18 protein-coding genes and 2 tRNA genes are annotated in these 17,564 nt (G+C 70.3%); 15 read left to right on the top strand and 5 right to left on the bottom strand.

Annotated features, from left to right (window positions below):
* Positions 1-118 precede the first annotated feature (118 nt).
* The 6 genes from ACHFIV_RS32465 (at position 119) to ACHFIV_RS32440 (ending at position 3,082) form a co-directional block, all read left to right on the top strand.
* Complete coding sequence (locus ACHFIV_RS32465) at positions 119-319, top strand: hypothetical protein (RefSeq protein WP_398976364.1); 201 nt, start codon at positions 119-121, stop codon at positions 317-319.
* Complete coding sequence (locus ACHFIV_RS32460; protein WP_398976362.1) at positions 319-648, top strand: hypothetical protein; 330 nt, start codon at positions 319-321, stop codon at positions 646-648. Before ACHFIV_RS32465 ends, ACHFIV_RS32460 begins: the two co-directional genes overlap by 1 nt.
* Complete coding sequence (locus tag ACHFIV_RS32455; RefSeq protein ID WP_392717623.1) at positions 636-857, top strand: hypothetical protein; 222 nt, start codon at positions 636-638, stop codon at positions 855-857. Before ACHFIV_RS32460 ends, ACHFIV_RS32455 begins: the two co-directional genes overlap by 13 nt.
* Positions 842-1,966 (top strand): radical SAM protein, encoded by a 1,125-nt coding sequence (locus ACHFIV_RS32450; RefSeq protein ID WP_398976360.1) that lies wholly within the window; start codon positions 842-844, stop codon positions 1,964-1,966. Before ACHFIV_RS32455 ends, ACHFIV_RS32450 begins: the two co-directional genes overlap by 16 nt.
* Positions 1,963-2,127 (top strand): hypothetical protein, encoded by a 165-nt coding sequence (locus tag ACHFIV_RS32445; RefSeq protein WP_162952559.1) that lies wholly within the window; start codon positions 1,963-1,965, stop codon positions 2,125-2,127. The genes ACHFIV_RS32450 and ACHFIV_RS32445 overlap by 4 nt, the downstream gene beginning before the upstream one ends.
* A gap of 88 nt (positions 2,128-2,215) precedes the next feature.
* A complete protein-coding gene (locus tag ACHFIV_RS32440) occupies positions 2,216-3,082 on the top strand; it encodes a GNAT family N-acetyltransferase (RefSeq protein WP_398976357.1) in 867 nt (288 codons plus the stop codon).
* 1,154 nt (positions 3,083-4,236) lie between these two features.
* Here ACHFIV_RS32440 and ACHFIV_RS32435 read toward each other — a convergent pair.
* Positions 4,237-4,680, bottom strand: a complete 444-nt coding sequence (locus ACHFIV_RS32435; protein ID WP_398976355.1) for a GntR family transcriptional regulator — start codon at positions 4,678-4,680, stop codon at positions 4,237-4,239.
* A gap of 159 nt (positions 4,681-4,839) precedes the next feature.
* On the opposite strand from ACHFIV_RS32435, the gene ACHFIV_RS32430 reads away from it, so the two are divergent.
* The 7 genes from ACHFIV_RS32430 (at position 4,840) to ACHFIV_RS32400 (ending at position 10,830) form a co-directional block, all read left to right on the top strand.
* The gene (locus ACHFIV_RS32430; RefSeq protein WP_398976353.1) at positions 4,840-5,226 is read left to right on the top strand and encodes a hypothetical protein; all 387 of its coding nucleotides are present in this window, start codon (positions 4,840-4,842) and stop codon (positions 5,224-5,226) included.
* Positions 5,227-5,389: 163 nt separating this feature from the next.
* Positions 5,390-6,802: a cell division protein FtsK gene (locus tag ACHFIV_RS32425; protein ID WP_398976351.1), complete on the top strand. Its 1,413-nt coding sequence runs from the start codon at positions 5,390-5,392 to the stop codon at positions 6,800-6,802.
* A 1-nt stretch (position 6,803) separates the two neighbouring features.
* On the top strand, positions 6,804-6,989 hold the full coding sequence (locus ACHFIV_RS32420; RefSeq protein WP_398976349.1) for a hypothetical protein: 186 nt from the start codon (positions 6,804-6,806) through the stop codon (positions 6,987-6,989).
* Between the two features lie 53 nt (positions 6,990-7,042).
* Positions 7,043-7,792 (top strand): DUF2637 domain-containing protein, encoded by a 750-nt coding sequence (locus tag ACHFIV_RS32415; RefSeq protein WP_398976347.1) that lies wholly within the window; start codon positions 7,043-7,045, stop codon positions 7,790-7,792.
* 127 nt (positions 7,793-7,919) lie between these two features.
* The gene (locus tag ACHFIV_RS32410; RefSeq protein WP_398976345.1) at positions 7,920-9,407 is read left to right on the top strand and encodes a replication initiator; all 1,488 of its coding nucleotides are present in this window, start codon (positions 7,920-7,922) and stop codon (positions 9,405-9,407) included.
* Positions 9,404-9,586, top strand: a complete 183-nt coding sequence (locus tag ACHFIV_RS32405; RefSeq protein WP_381052822.1) for a helix-turn-helix domain-containing protein — start codon at positions 9,404-9,406, stop codon at positions 9,584-9,586. The genes ACHFIV_RS32410 and ACHFIV_RS32405 overlap by 4 nt, the downstream gene beginning before the upstream one ends.
* Entirely contained in the window at positions 9,586-10,830 is a 1,245-nt protein-coding gene (locus ACHFIV_RS32400) for a tyrosine recombinase XerC (protein WP_398976343.1), read from the top strand. The genes ACHFIV_RS32405 and ACHFIV_RS32400 overlap by 1 nt, the downstream gene beginning before the upstream one ends.
* 117 nt (positions 10,831-10,947) lie before the next feature.
* Here the strand turns inward: ACHFIV_RS32400 and ACHFIV_RS32395 are convergent, their stop codons facing one another.
* The 4 genes from ACHFIV_RS32395 to ACHFIV_RS32380 form a co-directional block, all read right to left on the bottom strand.
* Positions 10,948-11,124, bottom strand: a complete 177-nt coding sequence (locus tag ACHFIV_RS32395) for a hypothetical protein (RefSeq protein ID WP_337962337.1) — start codon at positions 11,122-11,124, stop codon at positions 10,948-10,950.
* 5 nt (positions 11,125-11,129) lie between these two features.
* Entirely contained in the window at positions 11,130-11,369 is a 240-nt protein-coding gene (locus tag ACHFIV_RS32390; RefSeq protein ID WP_337962338.1) for a DUF2188 domain-containing protein, read from the bottom strand.
* A 513-nt stretch (positions 11,370-11,882) separates the two neighbouring features.
* Positions 11,883-11,955, bottom strand: a tRNA-Arg gene (locus ACHFIV_RS32385).
* A 205-nt stretch (positions 11,956-12,160) separates the two neighbouring features.
* A tRNA-Ser gene (locus tag ACHFIV_RS32380) sits at positions 12,161-12,251 on the bottom strand.
* Positions 12,252-12,572: 321 nt separating this feature from the next.
* Between ACHFIV_RS32380 and ACHFIV_RS32375 the strand changes: the two genes are divergently transcribed.
* Together ACHFIV_RS32375 and ACHFIV_RS32370 are read left to right on the top strand one after the other, a co-directional pair.
* Entirely contained in the window at positions 12,573-13,043 is a 471-nt protein-coding gene (locus tag ACHFIV_RS32375; RefSeq protein ID WP_398976341.1) for an SSI family serine proteinase inhibitor, read from the top strand.
* Between the two features lie 345 nt (positions 13,044-13,388).
* Positions 13,389-17,516: a hybrid sensor histidine kinase/response regulator gene (locus ACHFIV_RS32370; RefSeq protein ID WP_398976339.1), complete on the top strand. Its 4,128-nt coding sequence runs from the start codon at positions 13,389-13,391 to the stop codon at positions 17,514-17,516.
* The last annotated feature ends 48 nt before the right edge of the window (positions 17,517-17,564 follow it).

Raw genomic sequence — 17,564 nt, 5'->3', positions numbered from 1 at the left:
ACGCTCCGGCATGAGGACTACGGATCGCTGCACTTGGTCAACCGAGGGTGATGTTACCCAAGTTGGGTAATCCGCTTGGCCTTTCTGGCCGGGCCCGTGGATCGCGATGCTCCTGGCCATGGCGAACGGACAGGACGACGTACGGATGACGTTGCGGGTCTCCCGCGACTCCGGTCAGACGTGGGGGCCTCTCACGGAGGTACGCGTGGGCGAGAACCCGGTGGTCCCGGAGAACCCGGGCCGCTACCCGCCGTGCGTCTGCCCCCGGTGCTCGCAGCAGGCCCGGAACGCCGTCGCGTCCTTCCGGATGGTGTCGTGATGCGTTGCGCGCACTGGCGCCGGGTGCCCCTCGACCTGGCAAGGGAAGCGCGGGAGAAGTCGACCGCCCCGTACATCGACAGGGCCGTGCAGTGCCAGCTGTCCGCGCACGGCGAGGGTGAGCACTTCGGTCTCCTCACCGATGCCGGCGCATACGGGACCGCGCTGTGGCTCCGCTGGCACGGGACAGATGAGACGGAACTCGTCGTACTGCCGGACTGCCCGGTGACCGCCCCTGGTCCTGACGGCGAGGGCTGCTGTCTGTTCGCCGACCACGCCAAACAGCACACCTGGGAAGACGCCATGGAGGAGGTCTCGTGCACCAGCTGATCGCGAGCCCGCACAAGCCCCAGCGCCCTCGCTCGCCTCGCAACGAACAGTGCGGGGACTGCGGTGGCAGCGGCGCCAACTCGTCCGGTAAGACCTGCGGCACCTGCAACGGCTTGGGAGAGATCCACTGCCGCGCCAGCCGGCAGGAGTCCCGTTCGCTGTCCCGCTCCGTGATCCGGAAGGAGGGCCACCGATGGCCCACGCTCTGATCGCCTCCCCGTTCCTCGACGGACACCTTCTCCTCAAGCCGGGAGCACGAGCCGGCGCCCGCATCTCCGCCGACCACTTCGAAGGTCTGCGCCAGGCCGCCACCGACGGTGAGCCGGTTCCCGCCTGGCCGGTGCAGACCGCCTCCGACGTGTGGGGCCTGGACCTGGGTGGCCAGACCGCGCCGGGCACCGTGCTGGTACGCGAACCGTCCCCGTACGGCTACTACCGGGCGTCCTGGGAGATCAACCTCGGCTGCAACTTCGGCTGCAAGCACTGCTACCTCGGTGAGCGGCCCTTCTCCGGCCTCGGCTGGGAGGACAAGGTGCGGCTGCTCGGCATCATGCGCGAGGCCGGCGTCCTCTGGCTCCAGATCACCGGCGGCGAGCCCACCATTGACCGCCACTTCCAGGGCGCCTACCGGTACGCCTGGCAGGCCGGGATGATGCTCACCATCTCCACCAACGGCTCGCTGCTCTGGCGGCCGGACCTCCTCAAGCTCTTCCGGGACTGCCCGCCCTACCGCCTGGTGGTCAGCATGTACGGGGCGAGCGAGGAGTCCTTCGACACGCTCACCCAGCGCCGCGGGGCGTGGAAGGCGTTCCGGCGCGGCATGGACGCCGCCCGTGAGGCGGGGCTGCCGCTGCGGATCAACGTCGTGGTGACCGAGGACAACGCCTCCGAGGCCGACGAGATGGCCGCCCTCGCCGACGAGTGGAACGTCGAGAACCACGCGTACACGAACATGACGCCCACGATCTACGGCGGTGGTGAGCCGCTGCTCGCCCAGTCCGCCGCTCACCTGCGGCAGCGCAAGCCGTTCGCCGGCTGCAACGCGGGACACACCTTCTTCCACGCCGATCCGCACGCCAAGGTCTCGATCTGCAAGGTCGGCCGCGACGACCAGATCGACCTGATGGCCGAGGGCATCGACGGCCTCACCCGGCTCGGTGCCATCGCCGACCGCCTCATGCTTCGCACCGGTGGGTGCGAGGGCTGCGCCCTGACCGGCACCTGCCGGGTCTGCCGCCCCCTGGCCAAGCACTACCAGGAGGCCAAGGCGCCGCTGCACAGCTACTGCCAGCACGGAGACAAGGAGAACGCCTCATGACCCCGCCCGTACCGGTGACCATCCTCCCCGGCCCGCCGGCCTCGGCCCGCCGCGCCGCCCCGCCCGTCGCAACCGCGTCGATCACCGCCGTCCAGGACCTCGACGTGATCGTGGAGAGCGCGGAGTGCTCCTGCGATGCCGGTGACGACAACCCCCACTGACCCAACTGATCTGGTCAACTCCGTTCAGGCCCCGGCGTACTCGCGTCGGGGCCTGAGCCCTGCCCGTCCCGCCGCTAGGGTGCCGCTCATGTTCTTCCGCTGGGACTGGCTCCGGCCCGTACTGACCGCGCCGATCGTGCCGACTCTCGGTCCCATCCACCCCGATGCCCTGACCGTCAGCGTGTTCGAGGACATCCTGCGAGCGGCCGACACGGGTGACTTCCTGCCCTACGACAAGGACCGGCGTTGGGGCGGCAAGAAGGACGAGAAAGTCCTTCGCGAGGACGTGGTTCACCAGCCCGAGCGCACTCTCATCCCTACGCTGACCCGGCGCGGACGCGGCACTGCGAAGGTCTTCGCCTACGGGCTCCGCGACACCGTCGTGGATGAGGCCGCCGAGCTGGCCGCCAAGCTCGCCGCCAGGCACGACATGGTCAACGCCCGGGTCGTGCGCCCCCTCGGTCCCGAGACCGCACACCCGCGCGGCACCCGCATCCAACTGAAGGACTTCACCGCCGCCCTCTGCCCCGCCCCCGATGGCCCGGTCCGGCCCGTCACCACCTGGTCGGCCGCCGTGCAGGAGACCTTCGCCCCGTTCGCCGAGGCCATGGCTGGCGACGGCTTGTCCTTCCTCCACGCCCAGATGCAGGCCGGCCGATGCGGCCCGGTTCTCACCGCCGCAATCGAGGACCGCATCGTGGGCGCGATCGGCCCCATGGAAATCCAGCCCGACGCCATCGGACGCCCCCAGCTCATGCCCCAGTACTTCGCCGTCCTGCCCGAGGCCCGAGGCCAGGGCCTCGGCCGCGTCCTGTGGCGGGCCGCGATGCGCTGGGGCCAGACCCACGGCGCTGCCTACCAAGTCCTCCAGACCGAGGTCGACGGCCCCTCTGACCGGCTATGCCAGGTCGAAGGACTGACCTCCCTCGGCTTCACCCACACCACGTCCGCGTAGCTCCTGACCGCACCGCCTTCCCTGGTCAGCTGACCCGTGCCATTGGCGACCTCAGCCACAGAAAGTCAGCCACGACGGCGGGTGCGCCGACCGACCACCCGCCACGTGTGTCTCCAGCAACCCCCCACCGGCTCCGGCCACGCTTTCCCAGTCCGTCACGGTCTCGGCCACGTTGCAGCCTGAGCGCCGCCGCCAACCTCGCCTGATGGATGGGCGGGAGGCCGATCGCCGGGTCACGACTGATTGATCGGCAATCCGCGGTGGTCGGTGCGGACTTGGCAAACGTCCCGCTCCTTCCGGCCGTGCTCGCCGTGGGGCAGCTATCGGCGTTCTTCATGGGTCTGACTGCCCGCTTCTCGGGCTTTGCGGCGCGAGCGGGCGGGGCCGCCGCGGGCGGTGGCGGAGACATGGAGCTGGCGGCGGCCTGGGGCCGCCGCGCCGCGCGGCCCGCGCTAGCGGGCCGCCTTGATCCAGTAAAGAAACTTTGGACAGCTCGCCCCTTCGGCTGCCTCGGCCGGTAGGGAGTGGACTCTTTTGCCATGTTTCGCCCTGGTCTGCTCGCGGGATCGTCGGAATCTGTCCACAGGCTCCCGGCTGTCTGATGTTCCTGCTGGAAGTTGTCCACAGGAATGCAGCACGAGCGGGGCCGCTGGAGAGGTGCGGGAATGCGCGCTCTGAGGGGGTGTCCGCTTTTGCTGATTGCGTGCGGCTCGCGCCGGAGGTTCCGGGGCCCATGCACACAGAGAACGAGAACTGTGACGCACGCCACATATGTGCATGGTCACGCGGTATCCGATTGCGAGACCTTCACAGCGACTGACGGCTTCCCGGGAGGCGGAACTGCTCTGCGGCACTGCCGCCCACATGACGGGACGTGGCAAGGGATTTTGGCAGCCTGTCCCGCCCGGCGGGTCGCGGGGTTGTGGCCAGATACCCGACCTCAGCAGGCTTCCAGAGAAGGGACTGGATGGTGCACGCGCGCTTCACCAGGGCGGGCCATCGAGGGGTTCTGCGGGACGGAACGAATGAACGGCGCGGCGATGGGCGGGGAACAGTGAATGAGTCGGAGATATCAGCGCTGGACGCGGACGTGACACTCCTCGCGGCCGAAGTGGCCGACCTCGCCGCGCTCATGCAACAGGTGACGCGCGAGATTAAGCGTCTTCGCCAAGCGTTTGATCCTTCAGCCGCTGAATGAGCTCAAGCGCTTCAACAAGCGTTTCACGCATGGAAGCGACGTCACGTCGAAGGTCTGCGACCTCTTGAGAAAGGCGGACGTACCGCGCATCGGCGGTTGAACCGGCAGCGTCGTCGGCCAGGGAGGTTCCCCCTGCCCCCTCCGCGGCTACGTCGGACTCAGGGGCGGGGCGGCGAATGAAGCTGCCTCGCCCCTGGACGCTGTAGATCAACCCTTCGCTCTTGAGCAGCCGGAACGCGTTCTGCACTGTGGCGCTGGCGAGCCCGAACTTCTCTTGCAGCTCCCGCGAGGACGGCACCTTGTCGCCAGGCCCTAGCTCGCCGCTCTGGATCTGACGCCGCAGATAGTCGGCCACCTGGACGTAGGGCGGGCGGGAGTCGTCTTCGAGGGGCAGCGTCATGCCCGCAGGATACGGCCGCAGCCTCTGTCATACCTATGTAACGCATGGATAGCAGAGCCCCTCCAACACCTGGGTGTTGCAGTACACCCAGGTGTTGTGGTTACCTCTGGGTGTGGCCGAATCACTGGTCACGAACCCGACTGAAAGGGCTTATTCGCCATGGCCAGGACCGTTATCCGTGTGCACGTGCTCCCCACCACGAACGTCATGACCGGCACGCCGGCGGTGCCGAAGTGGAAGGACCAGGAGAACGGCGTCCGCGCGGTGGACTTCGAGACGGGTGCGCCACTGTGCACCCTGACGCTCTTCGTGATGGAGGGCGAGCGCGCTGAGGCACTGAAGGTGACCGTTCCCCAGACCGGTCTGCCCAACGGTCTGCACCCGGGCCGGTTCGTCCGCCCGGTGGACCTCTTCGCGAGCCCGTGGGCGCGGATCTTCAACGACCAGCTTCAGGAGGGCGTGGCCTACCGCTGCGCGGCACTGGAGCTGGTCGACGCCCCTGCCATGCCTCAGGAGAAGACCGGGCCCGAGGGTGCTGCGGCATGACGTCGCTCCCCGCGCGCCGGAGTGAGACACCGGATGGCGGCCGTCCGCTCGTGATCTTCGTCGACGAGGCGGCCGCCGTTCTGGGGGCACTGCGCCCCCTGTCCTTGCCTTTCCCTACGCGCCCGGTTCGACGCGATCTCTCGAACGGAACGAAGGAAGACCGGTGAACGAACTCAACGAAGCTTTCGGCTGGCTCCGTGCAGTGGTGTGGCTCGGGCTCGGACTACTCGCCCTGTGGGCCCTGGTCTGGGTGGTCCGCTACCTGCGGGCTTCGCCGATGGAGCGGATCAGCATCCGGCAGGCGATACGGATCCGCTGGGGCTGGAAGCGGCTGGCGCGGATGTGCGGGCTGTCGGTCACGGACAAGATGCCGACCGCCCTGTCCTCGCTCGCGACCGCGGACGGCAAGGAACCCAAGCCCCGCGTCTTGGTTCCCGCACTGAAGGTCACCCCGGACGCCTTCGGGGTGATGGCGGGGGCAACCTGCCTGCCGAAGGTGGGTCTTGCGGAGTTCCAGAAGGCTGCTCCCTACCTGGCGGATGCCTGGCGCATGACCCGCGTGTCCGTGTTGCCGGGGGACAAGCCCGGACAGGTCATGCTGCGCGGGGTGCGGGTGGATCCGCTGATCACACCGACCGTTCATGTACCCACCGGCCGCCCGCCGGAGGAGTACGCGGTGTGGGAGCTGGGGGTGGACGAGTTCGGCTTGCCCGTAGTCGTGCCCCTGAAGGAGGTCCCCGGGGTGGCCATGGGCGGATTGCCGGGCTTCGGGAAGACGTCATGCGTGAACCGGCTGGTGTGTGACTGGGCGCCCTCACCGGCCATCCAGTTCGTCTTCTTCGACGGCAAGGTCTCCCACGCTTACGAGGGCGACTACGCCGACCTCGTGCAGCGCGCGTTCGAGTTCTGCGGGGACGACCTGGAGGAGGCGAACAAGAAGCTGAAGGAACTGGTGCAGCTGCGCCGCGCCCGCTCCGCGTCCATCCGCCGCGTGCTGGGCGTGAAGAACATGTGGCACGTCGGTCCCTCGGCAGACTGGCCGCTGGTCGTCATTGTCATCGACGAGGCCCACACCTACTTCCGCGACCACAAGGGCTCCGACCCGGTGACCAAGAGGCTGGCCGCGTTCGCGGCGGACAACGCCCGCCTGGTGGAGGACCTGGTGAAGAAGGGCCGCTCGGTCGGCTTCCTGACCCTGCTGACCACGCAGAAGACCACCGGAGACGCGATCCCCACCTTCATCCGCGACGTGTGCCCGGTCGGACTGTCCTTCGCACAGAAGACCGCCGACGCCGCCGTGGCCGCACTCGGTGACGACATCCGCGAGTGGCCCGACGCCAGCCCGGTCAACCTCCAGGACCCCGCCTACGTGGGTGTCGCGGTCATGTCCCAGCACGGCCGCCCCGGCTTCGTCCGCATCCGCACCCCCTACGTCGCCGACCGGGATGCCGCCGGCGTCGCCGAGCAGGCCGCCCACCTCGTGCGCCACCCAGCCCAACTCCTGGAGGACCTGATCCACCGCACGGGCGTGGACTTCGCCAAGGAGGACCCCGAGCTCCCGGCGGAGGCAGCCTGACATGCGCCCCTCCATGAGGATCTACATCCGCCACATGCGCAAGGCCATCACCGTCGGAGACCTCGAACGCGCCTCGCGGATAGGCATCGCCGCCTACCGCGTAGCAAACGCCCACGAACGCCAGGTCTTGGAGACCTACCTCGGCCCGAACGTCGCCCACCGGGCCGGCCTCGCCCACAGGAACTGACCCGCCAGCCTCGCCTCGACCCCAACTCACCCTGGAAGGAGGTGAATCCCTTCATGTCAGAAGACCGGATCACTCAGCGCACCGTGACCGTGGTCATGGCGGTCATCGCCCTGCTGGCCTTCGTGTTCTCCTTCGGCAACGTCTGGAACCTGGCCCTGCGCCTGGGCATCCCCGATCCGATCGCGCCCCTGATCGCTCCGATGGTGGACCTGTCCGTCCTCGGCCTCTTGGTCGCCCTGCGGTACCTGTCCCTGCACGGCGTGGCTGCCGACGACCTCAAGGGCGCGAACCGGCTGATGCACACCTCCGGCTTCTTCACCCTCGCCCTCAACATCGCCGAACCCGTCCTCACTGGGCACTACGGCCGCGCCTGCATTGACGCCGTGGCACCGCTGCTCCTCCTCGGCTGGGGTGCCGTCGGGCCCGCGCTGCTGCGCCACTTCCACGCCGTCACCACACCGGCTGTGCCCCCGGTCCCAGCTCCGATGACCGACCGGGCGCCGACCCCACAATCCGTACCGGAGGACGCTCCGGCCGACGCCGAAGCCGCCCGCGTTCCGGAGCCTGCTCCTGAACCGGTTGTCGTGACCGAGCCTGCGGTGCCTCCTGCCCCTGGCCCGGTTCCTGCCACTGTGCCGCATCCGGCGGTCAAGGTGGCCCCGGCTCTGCTGGACGCCGCCCGCGAGGTCGCCGACGCCCACCGCGCCGCGACCGGCCAGCCCATCACGCTGCCGCAGCTCAAGGCCCGTCTCGGCGTCAGCCTCCCCCTGGCCACCGCCGCGCACGCGGCACTGTCGGCCTGACCTTCCGTCGGCCTCCCGACATCCCTTTTGGCCCCTGGGCCTGACCCGTCATGCCCGCCGGGCAGCACCACCGTCCCTCCCTCGGTGCTGCCCGGGGCCTCCATCAGCGGAAAGGACGAACCTGCCGATGCCCCGCGACCTCGACCTGCGGCACGTGATCAGCCCCGCTGTCCGGGACCTGATCGAGCTGGCCAACACCTACGGCTTCGACCGCGTCCAGCAGCAGGTCCGCGACCTGCGCGGCTGCACCAGCCCCATCAACCTCCACGGCTGGACCATCACGACCGCTGCGGCCACCAAGGAAGTGGTCCGCTCCTACAGCTCCGAAGACGAGCCCTCCGGACGCCTGCTGACCACCTGCGGCAACCGTCGCTCCTCCCGCTGCCCTGCCTGCTCCCGCCTCTACGCCGCCGACACCTACCACCTGATCAAGGCCGGACTGTCCGGCGGCAAGAACGTCGCCGAAACCGTCCGCGACCACCCCCGCGCCTTCGTCACCCTCACCGCCCCCTCCTTCGGCCCCGTCCACAACCGCCCCACCACCAACGCAGGACAGACCCGCTCCTGTGCCTGCGGCGACACCCACACCGAAGACGCCCCCGAACTCGGCACACCGCTGAACCCGGCCACCTACGACTACTCCGGAGCCGTGCTCTGGAACGCCCACGCCGGACAGCTCTGGGCACGCTTCACCACCTACCTGCGCCGCGCCTTGGCCGAACACCTCGGCATGACTCAGAAAGCGCTGAACACGGCCCTGCGCCTCTCCTTCGCCAAGGTCGCCGAGTACCAGAAGCGCGGCCTGGTCCACTTCCACGCCGTCATCCGCTTCGACGGCCCCGACGGCCACACCACCCCGCCCCCGCCCTGGGCCACCTTCGACGCCCTGAGCGCCGCCGTGGGCCTGGCCGTCGAGCGTGCCCGGCTCACCGTCGAGTCCGACGCCATCGGTGAACGCGTCATCGCCTGGGGCCGCCGGTTCAAGGTCGACCCCATCAAGGCCCTGGGCGACGGCGAACTCACCGACGCCCGCGTTGCCGAGTACACCGACGCCAAGGTCGCCGGATACGTCGCCAAGTACGCCACCAAAAACGCCGAAGGCGCGGGCACCGTGGACCGCACCCTCCTGTGCCGTCCCTGCTCCGGACGCGGCTACGTACGCGGCCCGGACGGCTTCCACGACGTGTGCGCCGACTGCGACGGCACCGGACAGGCCGAACCCATCAAGGACCTGCCCATCCAGCAGCACGTACGGCAGATGATCCGTACGGCCTGGGCCCTCGGCCACCTTCCGGAGTTCGCCCACCTCAAGCTCTGGAAGTGGGCCCACATGCTCGGCTTCCGCGGCCACTTCTCCAGCAAGTCCCGCGCCTACTCCACCACCCTCGGCGCCCTCCGCGACGTACGCCGCAGCTGGCGACTGGCCCAGGCAGAAGCCGCCCGCACGCGCGCCGGCCTCCCCGCCACTGCCGAGAGCACCACGCTCGTCACCGCCTCCTCCTGGACCTACCTCAGCAGCGGCTACCGCCCCGGCGAAGAACTCCTCGCCGCCCAGGTCCGCCACGACATAGCCCACACCGCACGCCTCAAGCACGAAGGGCTGGTGCCTGCATGACGACCGCCGTACTCACCGTGGACCAGGTCGCCGAGCATCTCGGCATCAGCCGCTGGAAGGTCCACGACCTGATCCGCTCGCGCGAACTCGCCTCCTTCAAGATCGGCCGCTGCCGCCGCATCAGCGAAGCCGCGCTGGACGCCTACGTATCCCTCCGCACCGAACAGGAAGCAGCCTGATGGCCAAGCCGAAGAAGAACTCCAACAACGAGGGCACCATCTACCAGCGCAGGGATGGCCGTTGGGAGGGCAGTGCGTACGTCCTGACGACGGACGGCACGTACAAGCGCCGCAGTGTCTACGGCAAGACCTGGGACGAGGCGCACGAGAAGCTGACCAAGCTCAAGGCCGACTCGCTCAGCGGTCTTCCGGTGGCCACCAACAAGATGACGATCGCCGAGTACCTGGCGTACTGGCTGGCGAGCGTCGCCAAGACCAAGGTCCGCCCCACGACCTACGTCAATTACGAATCCCTTATCCGGAACTACGTCACCCCGGAGTTCGGGAAGAAGAAGTTGGTCCGGCTCACTGCTCGTGACATCCGCGCCTTCCTCATGAAGACGGCGGCCACCTGCCAGTGCTGCGCACAGGGGAAGGACAAGAAGCGGGCGGAGCACAAACGGCGCTGCTGCGCCCTCGGCAAGTGCTGCAAGAAGCTCCCCTCGGACCGGACCGTCCGCTTCCTGCTGGTGATCCTGCGTGCCGCTCTCCAGCACGCCGTACGGGAGGACGAGCTGCCCCGCAACGTGGCCCGGAACGTGGAGCTGAGCATGGGCACCAAGCGCGAGATCGAACCGCTCACCGCTGCGGAAGGGCGTCGGCTCCTGACGGCGGCCCGGGACAACCGGCTCTGGGCCGCGTACGAGCTGGCGGTCCGTATCGGGCTCCGGCGGGGTGAGCTGCTGGGGCTGCGCTGGTCAGACGTAGATCTTCTCGACGGGGTTCTGACCGTCCGGCAGGCTCTTCAGCGTGTGGGCGGCGAGCTGCTGATCGTCGCGCCGAAGACCCAGCGCTCGGCCCGGCGCGTGGCGCTGCCGGCCGAATGCGTGACCGCGCTCCGTGCCCAGCGCGTCCAGCAGATTGCCGACCAGAAGGCCGCGGGTCACAACTGGAAGGGGACGGGGAAGGGCCTCGTCTTCACGACGAAGAACGGGACCCCTATCGAGCCGCGCAATCTAAACCGGTCCTTCGAGGCCCTGTCCGTCCGCGCCGGCGTCCGCAAGGTCCGCTTCCACGACCTGCGCCACACGTGCGCGTCCCTGCTCCACGAACAGGGTGCCGATGCCCGCATGATCATGGAGGTTCTGGGCCACAGCTCGATCCGCGTGACCATGGACATCTACACCTTCGTGCGACTGGACTCCCAGCGCTCCGCCTTCGACCGCGTCGGCCAAGCCCTACGGAAGGGCGATGACATGAAGTGAGTGAGTAGATGGAGGCGAAACCGAGGCCCTGACTGGAACCCACTGTGGTTTCGCACATCCCGAGACGGAGCCCTTGCCGCGTTGGCGAAGGCTCCGTCTCAGCATGACCTACCTGAGTCAGCCGCCGATCAGGTCAATCGTCTCCACCCGAGCGGACCGGATTCTGAGCGTCACGACGATGTCACCGTCGTCATCGACCGTGTAGAAGTCGATGAAGTCGCCAACGGTCTTGAAGCCGGCGGCTTCAACGTCACGCTGTCCGCCGAAGTCCCTGTTGATCACGTACTTGCCCATCGCGATCAGCCCTTCGACTTCTTCGGGTCACTGCCCGGCGGGACGGTGTTCTGCTCCCGCACCTGGCCGTTCTTGCCGCGAACGCGAAGCTCTCCGCCACCGTCGTTGGCCAGGATCTCTTTGGCACGAGCGACTGCCTCTACCTGAGTCGGCAGGACCGCACTGGCTCTCGCGGTCCCGGGCTTCGTCACCGCCCAGCCATCGTCGCGCTTGGACACATCCCGGGTGTTGGGCCGGTCTGCCATGGCACATCCGTTTCCGGAGCCGGACGCGCCGGGCTGCCCATCTTGGAGGAACCAAGAGAGGGCGATAAGGTCCCAAGGCGCGACCAACGCATCAGGCCCCATTGCCGTGCGCCCAACCCCAAGTTGGGCCCCGGTTGGGGCCTGTTTTGGTTTGGCAGATCAAGTGAAGCACCCCGGATGACCCGTCAGCAAGCAAGACACCCCAACATGCGCCATGGAGTACGTCAGAGCACCACAACATCTTGTGTTTCTGGCAGAGCCCAACACCAGAGTACCGACACCCACCGACAACCCGGATGGCCCAGCAGGGCCGCCTCGGGCTCAACAACGCCGGAGCCTTGCCGATCACGGGCGCCGTGAACGAGGGGAGGGAGTTTCACATGACGCCGACCGGCGGATCACCCCTCACTCCGCGAGGGAACCGGCGCGATCGGGGCGGCTGCCGTCAGTCACAGCCGTCACGGCATACGACAGAGGCCCTCAGGATCTCTCCTGAGGGCCTCTGGCCTGCTGTGCACTCGGCAGGATTCGAACCTGCAACCTTCTGATCCGTAGTCAGATGCTCTATCCGTTAAGCTACGAGTGCTTGTCCTCGGCCTGAGCCTTGGTCCCGCTTCCCGGGCTTTTCTGCCTGGTCGGCGTTGCGGGAACAACATTACATGACCTGCGCCGTGACGCGAAATCCATTAGCCGCACCCCATCTGACCTGCGGAAACTCCGTTCTCGGGCCAGTTTTCCCGGCCGGGAACGACCGAAGCCCCGTGCCTGGGGCACGGGGCTTCGGGATCCTGCGGAGGCGGAGGGATTTGAACCCTCGATGGGCTTTAAGACCCAAACCGCATTAGCAGTGCGGCGCCATAGACCGGACTAGGCGACGCCTCCAGCACACCTCGCGCAAGCGCGAGTGGTGCGTGCAGATGATGACACAGTCGAGCGCGCTGTCACCAATCGCCGCCCACGGTACTAGGCAGGTGGGCGGCGAGGCAAAGCGCCCTGCGGGGGGTCGTTCACGACGGCCGCACCCGCCCGGCTCTTCCGGTCGGCCCCCCATGAGTTGCGAAACGTGTGGGCGTGAGCAGCGTTAGAGAGGACGAGGGCTCCGCCCTCCGCCCGCCACCCCCGTGTGCCCGGCGCCGCCCCAACCCGGCGTGTGCCGGACAGGCCGGCGCGCTCCAGGGCGCGCCAGACATACAGGAGCCCCGCATGCTGCGCCGTCTCACCCTCACCGCCGTCGCCTCCCTCGCCGCCCTGTCGGCCGTCGCGCCCGCCGCCACGGCCGCGTCCCCTCTTGTCCCGCTGCCTCCGCTGCCCGTCCTCCAGGGGGACTGGCCGACGGCGCAGGACACGACGACCCGGCTCACCGTGAGGGTCTCGGACTCCGGCAATCCGACGGCCGACGGGGTCTTCGAGCTGGAGTGCGGACCGGCGGGCGGCAGCCACCCCGCCGCGCAGCGCGCCTGCGACCTGCTGGACGAGGCCGCGAAGTCGGGGGACAACCCCTTCGTCGCCACGGACCGCAACGCCATGTGCACCCAGCAGGCCGGCGGGCCGGCCGCCGCGAGGGTCCAGGGCACCTGGCAGGGGGAGGACGTCGACGCGCGCTTCAGCCGGGCCAACGGCTGCGAGATCTCGCGCTGGAACAACCTCGTCCCGGTTCTGCCCTCCGCGCGGTAACCGGTTCGGCGGGGCGTGCGCCGGGACTTCGACCGGGCCGGACGGCGCACACCGGGGGCGCGTACGGGCTTCCCCTTGAGCCCTGCACGCCGGGTTCCAGGGGCACTTGGGGTGGCCCCCGGCTCTGTGCCGCAGCACATCGCCGCACGTCAGGCGGGGCGCCCACTGTCACGGCACGGACCACCGGCGTACACCGTGTGCACAGAACCTTGGTGAGAGCTCCCCCTCATCCGCCGCCCGCCATGCGCTCCCTGCCTTTAGACTCCTCCAGTGACAGCCTGAGGCCCGAGGGGCAGGATGGGGCCCGCTGTCGGCAAGGTGCGGTATTCAGGGAGGAAGCGTCTCGTGAGCAGCAGGCCATCCCGAGGCGCTGCTCGCCTCGCAGCCATACTCGACGCCCTCCCGGACGGGCTCCTGCTCGTCAACTGCAACGGCACGGTCGTCAACGCCAACACCATCGCCCTCGAGATGTTCGAGACCCCGGGCACCGCGCTCGTGGGACGCGGACTGCTCGATCTGCTTCCGGAGTTCGACTCCAGGCTGATCCCGGGGTCGATGCGCAGGCCGGATGCTGCGGACGAGCAGGGCAGGACGAAGCCGACGCGGATGACCGCGCGCCGGACCGACGGCACCGACTACCCCGTCGAGGTCACCAGCGCCTCCCTGGACAGCGGCCAGGCCGGCTACAACGACATCCACTCCAGCTACACCGGCGACGAGCTGCTCATGCTCGTCGTACGGGATCTCTCCGGCACCGTCGACACGGAGGCCGAGCTGGCCCGTTCGCAGCGCCAGACCGAGATGATCCTGCGGGCAGCCTCCGAGGGTGTCGTCGGCACGGACACGGAGGGCCGGGTCGTCCTGGTCAACCCCGCCGCCGCCCAGATCCTCGGTTTCCGCGCCAGCGACCTCGGTGGCAAGGAGCTCCACCCCCTGATCCTGCACTCACGCGCGGAGGGCGATCCCTTCCCCTACGAGGATTCGCCGCTCGCCGACACCCTGCGTTCCGGACGCAAACACCGGGTGCGCGGGCAGGTGCTCTGGTCCAGGAGCGGGGCCCAGGTGCCCGTGGACCTGACGACGGCACCGGTACGCGACGGGGACCAGCTGGTCGGCGCCGTCATGACGTTCACCGACCGCAGGCCCTACGAGGAACTGACCCAGCAGCACACCGAAGAGGTCGCCGGGCTCACCGAACGGCACGCGGCGGAGATCGCCGAGCTCACCGAGAGCCACCGCGCCGAGCTCGCCGCGCTCACCGAACAGCACGCGGCCGAGACCGCCGACCGCACCGAGCGGTACGCCTCGGAGCTCGAGGAGCAGGCCGAGCGCCTCACCGGCCTCGACGCCCGGCACACCCAGCTGACCGCCGTGCTGGGCGAGTCCCTGCGCGGCCCGCTGGAGGAGCTGCGCGGTGAGCTGTCGGCTCTCGCCGCCGACCCCGCCGGCCAGCTCTGGCCGGAGGCCAACCAGATCCTGCACCACCTCGCCGCCGGGTACGCGCGTATGACGACGCTCGTCGACAACGTACTGAGCTATCAGCGGCTGGACACCGGAGCCGAGGAGCTCGTCAAGCAGCCCGTGCTGCTCGACGCCGTGGTGACCGCGGGCATCGACGGCGCGGTCGAGCTGATCGGGCCCGGACGCGCGCAGTTCGCGGTGCACGCGCCGCCGATCGAGGCCGAGGTCGACGCGGGCCGGCTGATCACCGCGCTGGCCCATCTCGTGGCCGATGTCGCCGGTGTCGACTCGACCGGGAAGACCCGGCCGGTACCGGGCGGCGGGTACGTCGACTCCACGGTCGTCGTCGCCGCGGCACAGCGCGGCGACGTCGTACGGATCGAGGTGCGCGGGCCCTTCGCCGGGGGTGACCCGGTGCACGTGCCGATCGTGCGCGGGATCGTGCGGGCGCACGGCGGTGTGCTCCAGACGCACGAGATGCCGGGGATGAGCGGCAGCGCGTACGTCCTGGAGGTGCCGCTCGGCACGGGGGCAGGGACCGTCGCGCCCGAGCCCGTCCCGGCGCTGCCGGAACCCGCAGTGGCGGACCCCGCCCCGCAGCCCGCGCAGGGTGGCCGGCGCAGGGCGCGCAGGTCGTCGACCGACGCCTTCCTGGACAGCGCCGCCGACTCAGGGGCAGCCGGCCCGGAGTCCGGTGACACCGCGGCGGCGGAACCGACCGGCCGGCGCCGGGCACGCCCCGATTCCCCGGCCGGTCAGGAGCAGCAGGGCCAGGACCTCACCCCGCCCCGGCGCGGCGAGGGCTCCGGTCGCAGGCGCGGTCGGCCCAGCCCCACCGAGCCGGGTGCGGAGAACGCCGCGGAGCTGCCCCGTCAGGCACTGGCGCTCCCCGCCGCGTCCGCCCCCTCCGAGGGATCCGTGGTCACGGCGGCCGAGGGCGCGCAGGGCGGCGGCGGACGTCCTCAGCGTGGGCAGACGGTACCGCCCCAGGGCGTGCCCCAGAACGCCCCCGGGCGCCAGGGCGGCGCCCGCCCCGCACTGCCGGCCCTTGCCTCTGCCGAGATGCCCGGGCAGCAGGAGCAGCCCCGGCAGGAGCAGTCTGCCCAGCAGCCCTCGGGCCGACGGGCACGCCGGGCTCTCGCCGCGGCGCAGGAACGCGCCGCCGCGGCCGAGCCCTCGGGTCCCCGTACCGCCTTCGCCCTGCCGCCCGCCGCTGCGGACCGGATCCCGCCGACGGCCCCGGGCTCGCCCGTCGTGGCACCGCCCTCCGCCGCCTCCCCGTCCTCGCCGGTCCCACGGCCTGCCCCGGCCCCGGCCGGACCCCAGCCCGTCCCGGCCCCGTTCGGCGCTCAGCCCTCCCCTTCCGGGGGTGCCGCGCCGGCCGAGCGGCACGACGCCGTGCGGACCGTGCCGGACGCGGACCACACCCCGCCGCAGCCGCACCCCGTGCCGTCCGGCCGCCGGAGGGCACGGCCCTCGGAGGCGGCGCCTGAGGCACAGGCCCGGCCGGGTCATCCCGTCCCCGGACAGCCGTTGCCCGCCGTCCCCCCGCAGCCCGACTGGGCGGAGCCCGGTGCCCCGGCGCAGGTCCCGGCCGCGCCGCCGCACAGCGGTGCCGTCGCGGCCGGTGACGATGTCCGGGCGGTCCCGGGCAGCACCACGCACACCACGGGCACCGGCGCCGCCCAGGCCGTTCCCGACGCACCAGCCGGTCCCGGCACACCAGCCGGTCCCGCCGCACCGAGCGGTCCCGACGCACCGGCCGGCCCCGCGCCGGAGCCCGTGCCCGCGCCGGATCCGCATCCGTCCGACACCGACGCGCCGGCGCCCGTGGCGGACGCGCGCCGCCAGCCGCTGCCCGCCGAGGCGCCGATGCCGGCTTCGTCGGATTCGACACAGGGCCGTGCGTTCAGCGTGCGGACCCTGGGGCAGGGCGTGCCCTTCGCGCAGCACCTCGCACACCAGCAGAACCAGACGCTCGGCGGCGCCGGGAGGCGCCGCAAGCTGGCCGCCCCGCCCGAGGCGGAGCGCCCGGCGCCGTCCGCCGTGGCGCCTGCGCCGCCCCAGCCCGCTCCGGCACCCGTTCCGCCGCAGCCCGGTGGCACGCAGGGAAGCACGGTGCAGGGCTCCGGGACCGGTCAGCTGATGTCCCCGCCCGCCTCCGAAGGCCGCGCGTACGCCATAGGAGCGCCCGACGAGGGCGCCGAGGGTCCGGAGCCGCTGGACGGCCCCGGTGGCGCCGTCGAGGTGGCCAACCGCCCGCAGCCGCGGCCCGTCGACGACGAACTGCCCCCGGAGCCGCTCGACAACCCGCGTCGGCTGCTCGTCTGGCCCGCCCCGGACGTCTCCACCCAGCAGGCCCTCAGCGACCGCGGCTACCGTCCCGTGATCGTGCACTCCCGCGAGGAGGTCGACGCCCAGATCGCCGCGTTCCCCGCCGCGCTCTTCGTCGACCCGCTGACCGGGCCGATCACCCGCACGGCACTGCAGTCGCTGCGTCAGGCGGCTGTGGCGGCGGAGGTCCCGGTGCTGGTGACGGCCGGTCTGGGGCAGGCGACCAGGGAAGCGGCGTACGGCGCCGACCCGGCCGTGCTGCTCAAGGCCCTCGCTCCGCGCGACAGCGAACAGCACCCGCCGAGGGTCCTGGTGATCGAGGAGCACGAGGAGATCGCGCTGGCGCTGACGGAGACGCTGGAGCGCCGCGGCATGCAGGTCGCGCGCGCCGCGGGCGACAGCGAGGCGGTCGATCTCGCCACCCGGATCCGGCCGAACCTGGTGGTGATGGACCTGATGCAGGTACGCCGCCGACGCGCCGGGATCATCGACTGGCTCCGAGCCAACGGCGCGCTGAACCACACACCGCTGGTCGTCTACACCTCGGCGGGCATGGAGGAGGCGGACCTGCCGCGGCTCGCTTCGGGTGAGACGGTGCTCTTCCTCGCCGAGCGCTCGACGAGCGACGAGGTGCAGTCCAGGATCGTGGACCTGCTGGCGAAGATAGGGACGAACTGACGCCCGGAGGTCCTGGGACGCGCACGGCGAGGGCGGTACGGAAAGATC

It is taken from the genome of Streptomyces sp. ALB3 (genome assembly GCF_044385685.1).
GTDB lineage: Bacteria > Actinomycetota > Actinomycetes > Streptomycetales > Streptomycetaceae > Streptomyces.
The sequence above is the reverse complement of the archived record's forward strand: the minus strand, read 5'-3'. Positions and strand labels throughout refer to the sequence as shown.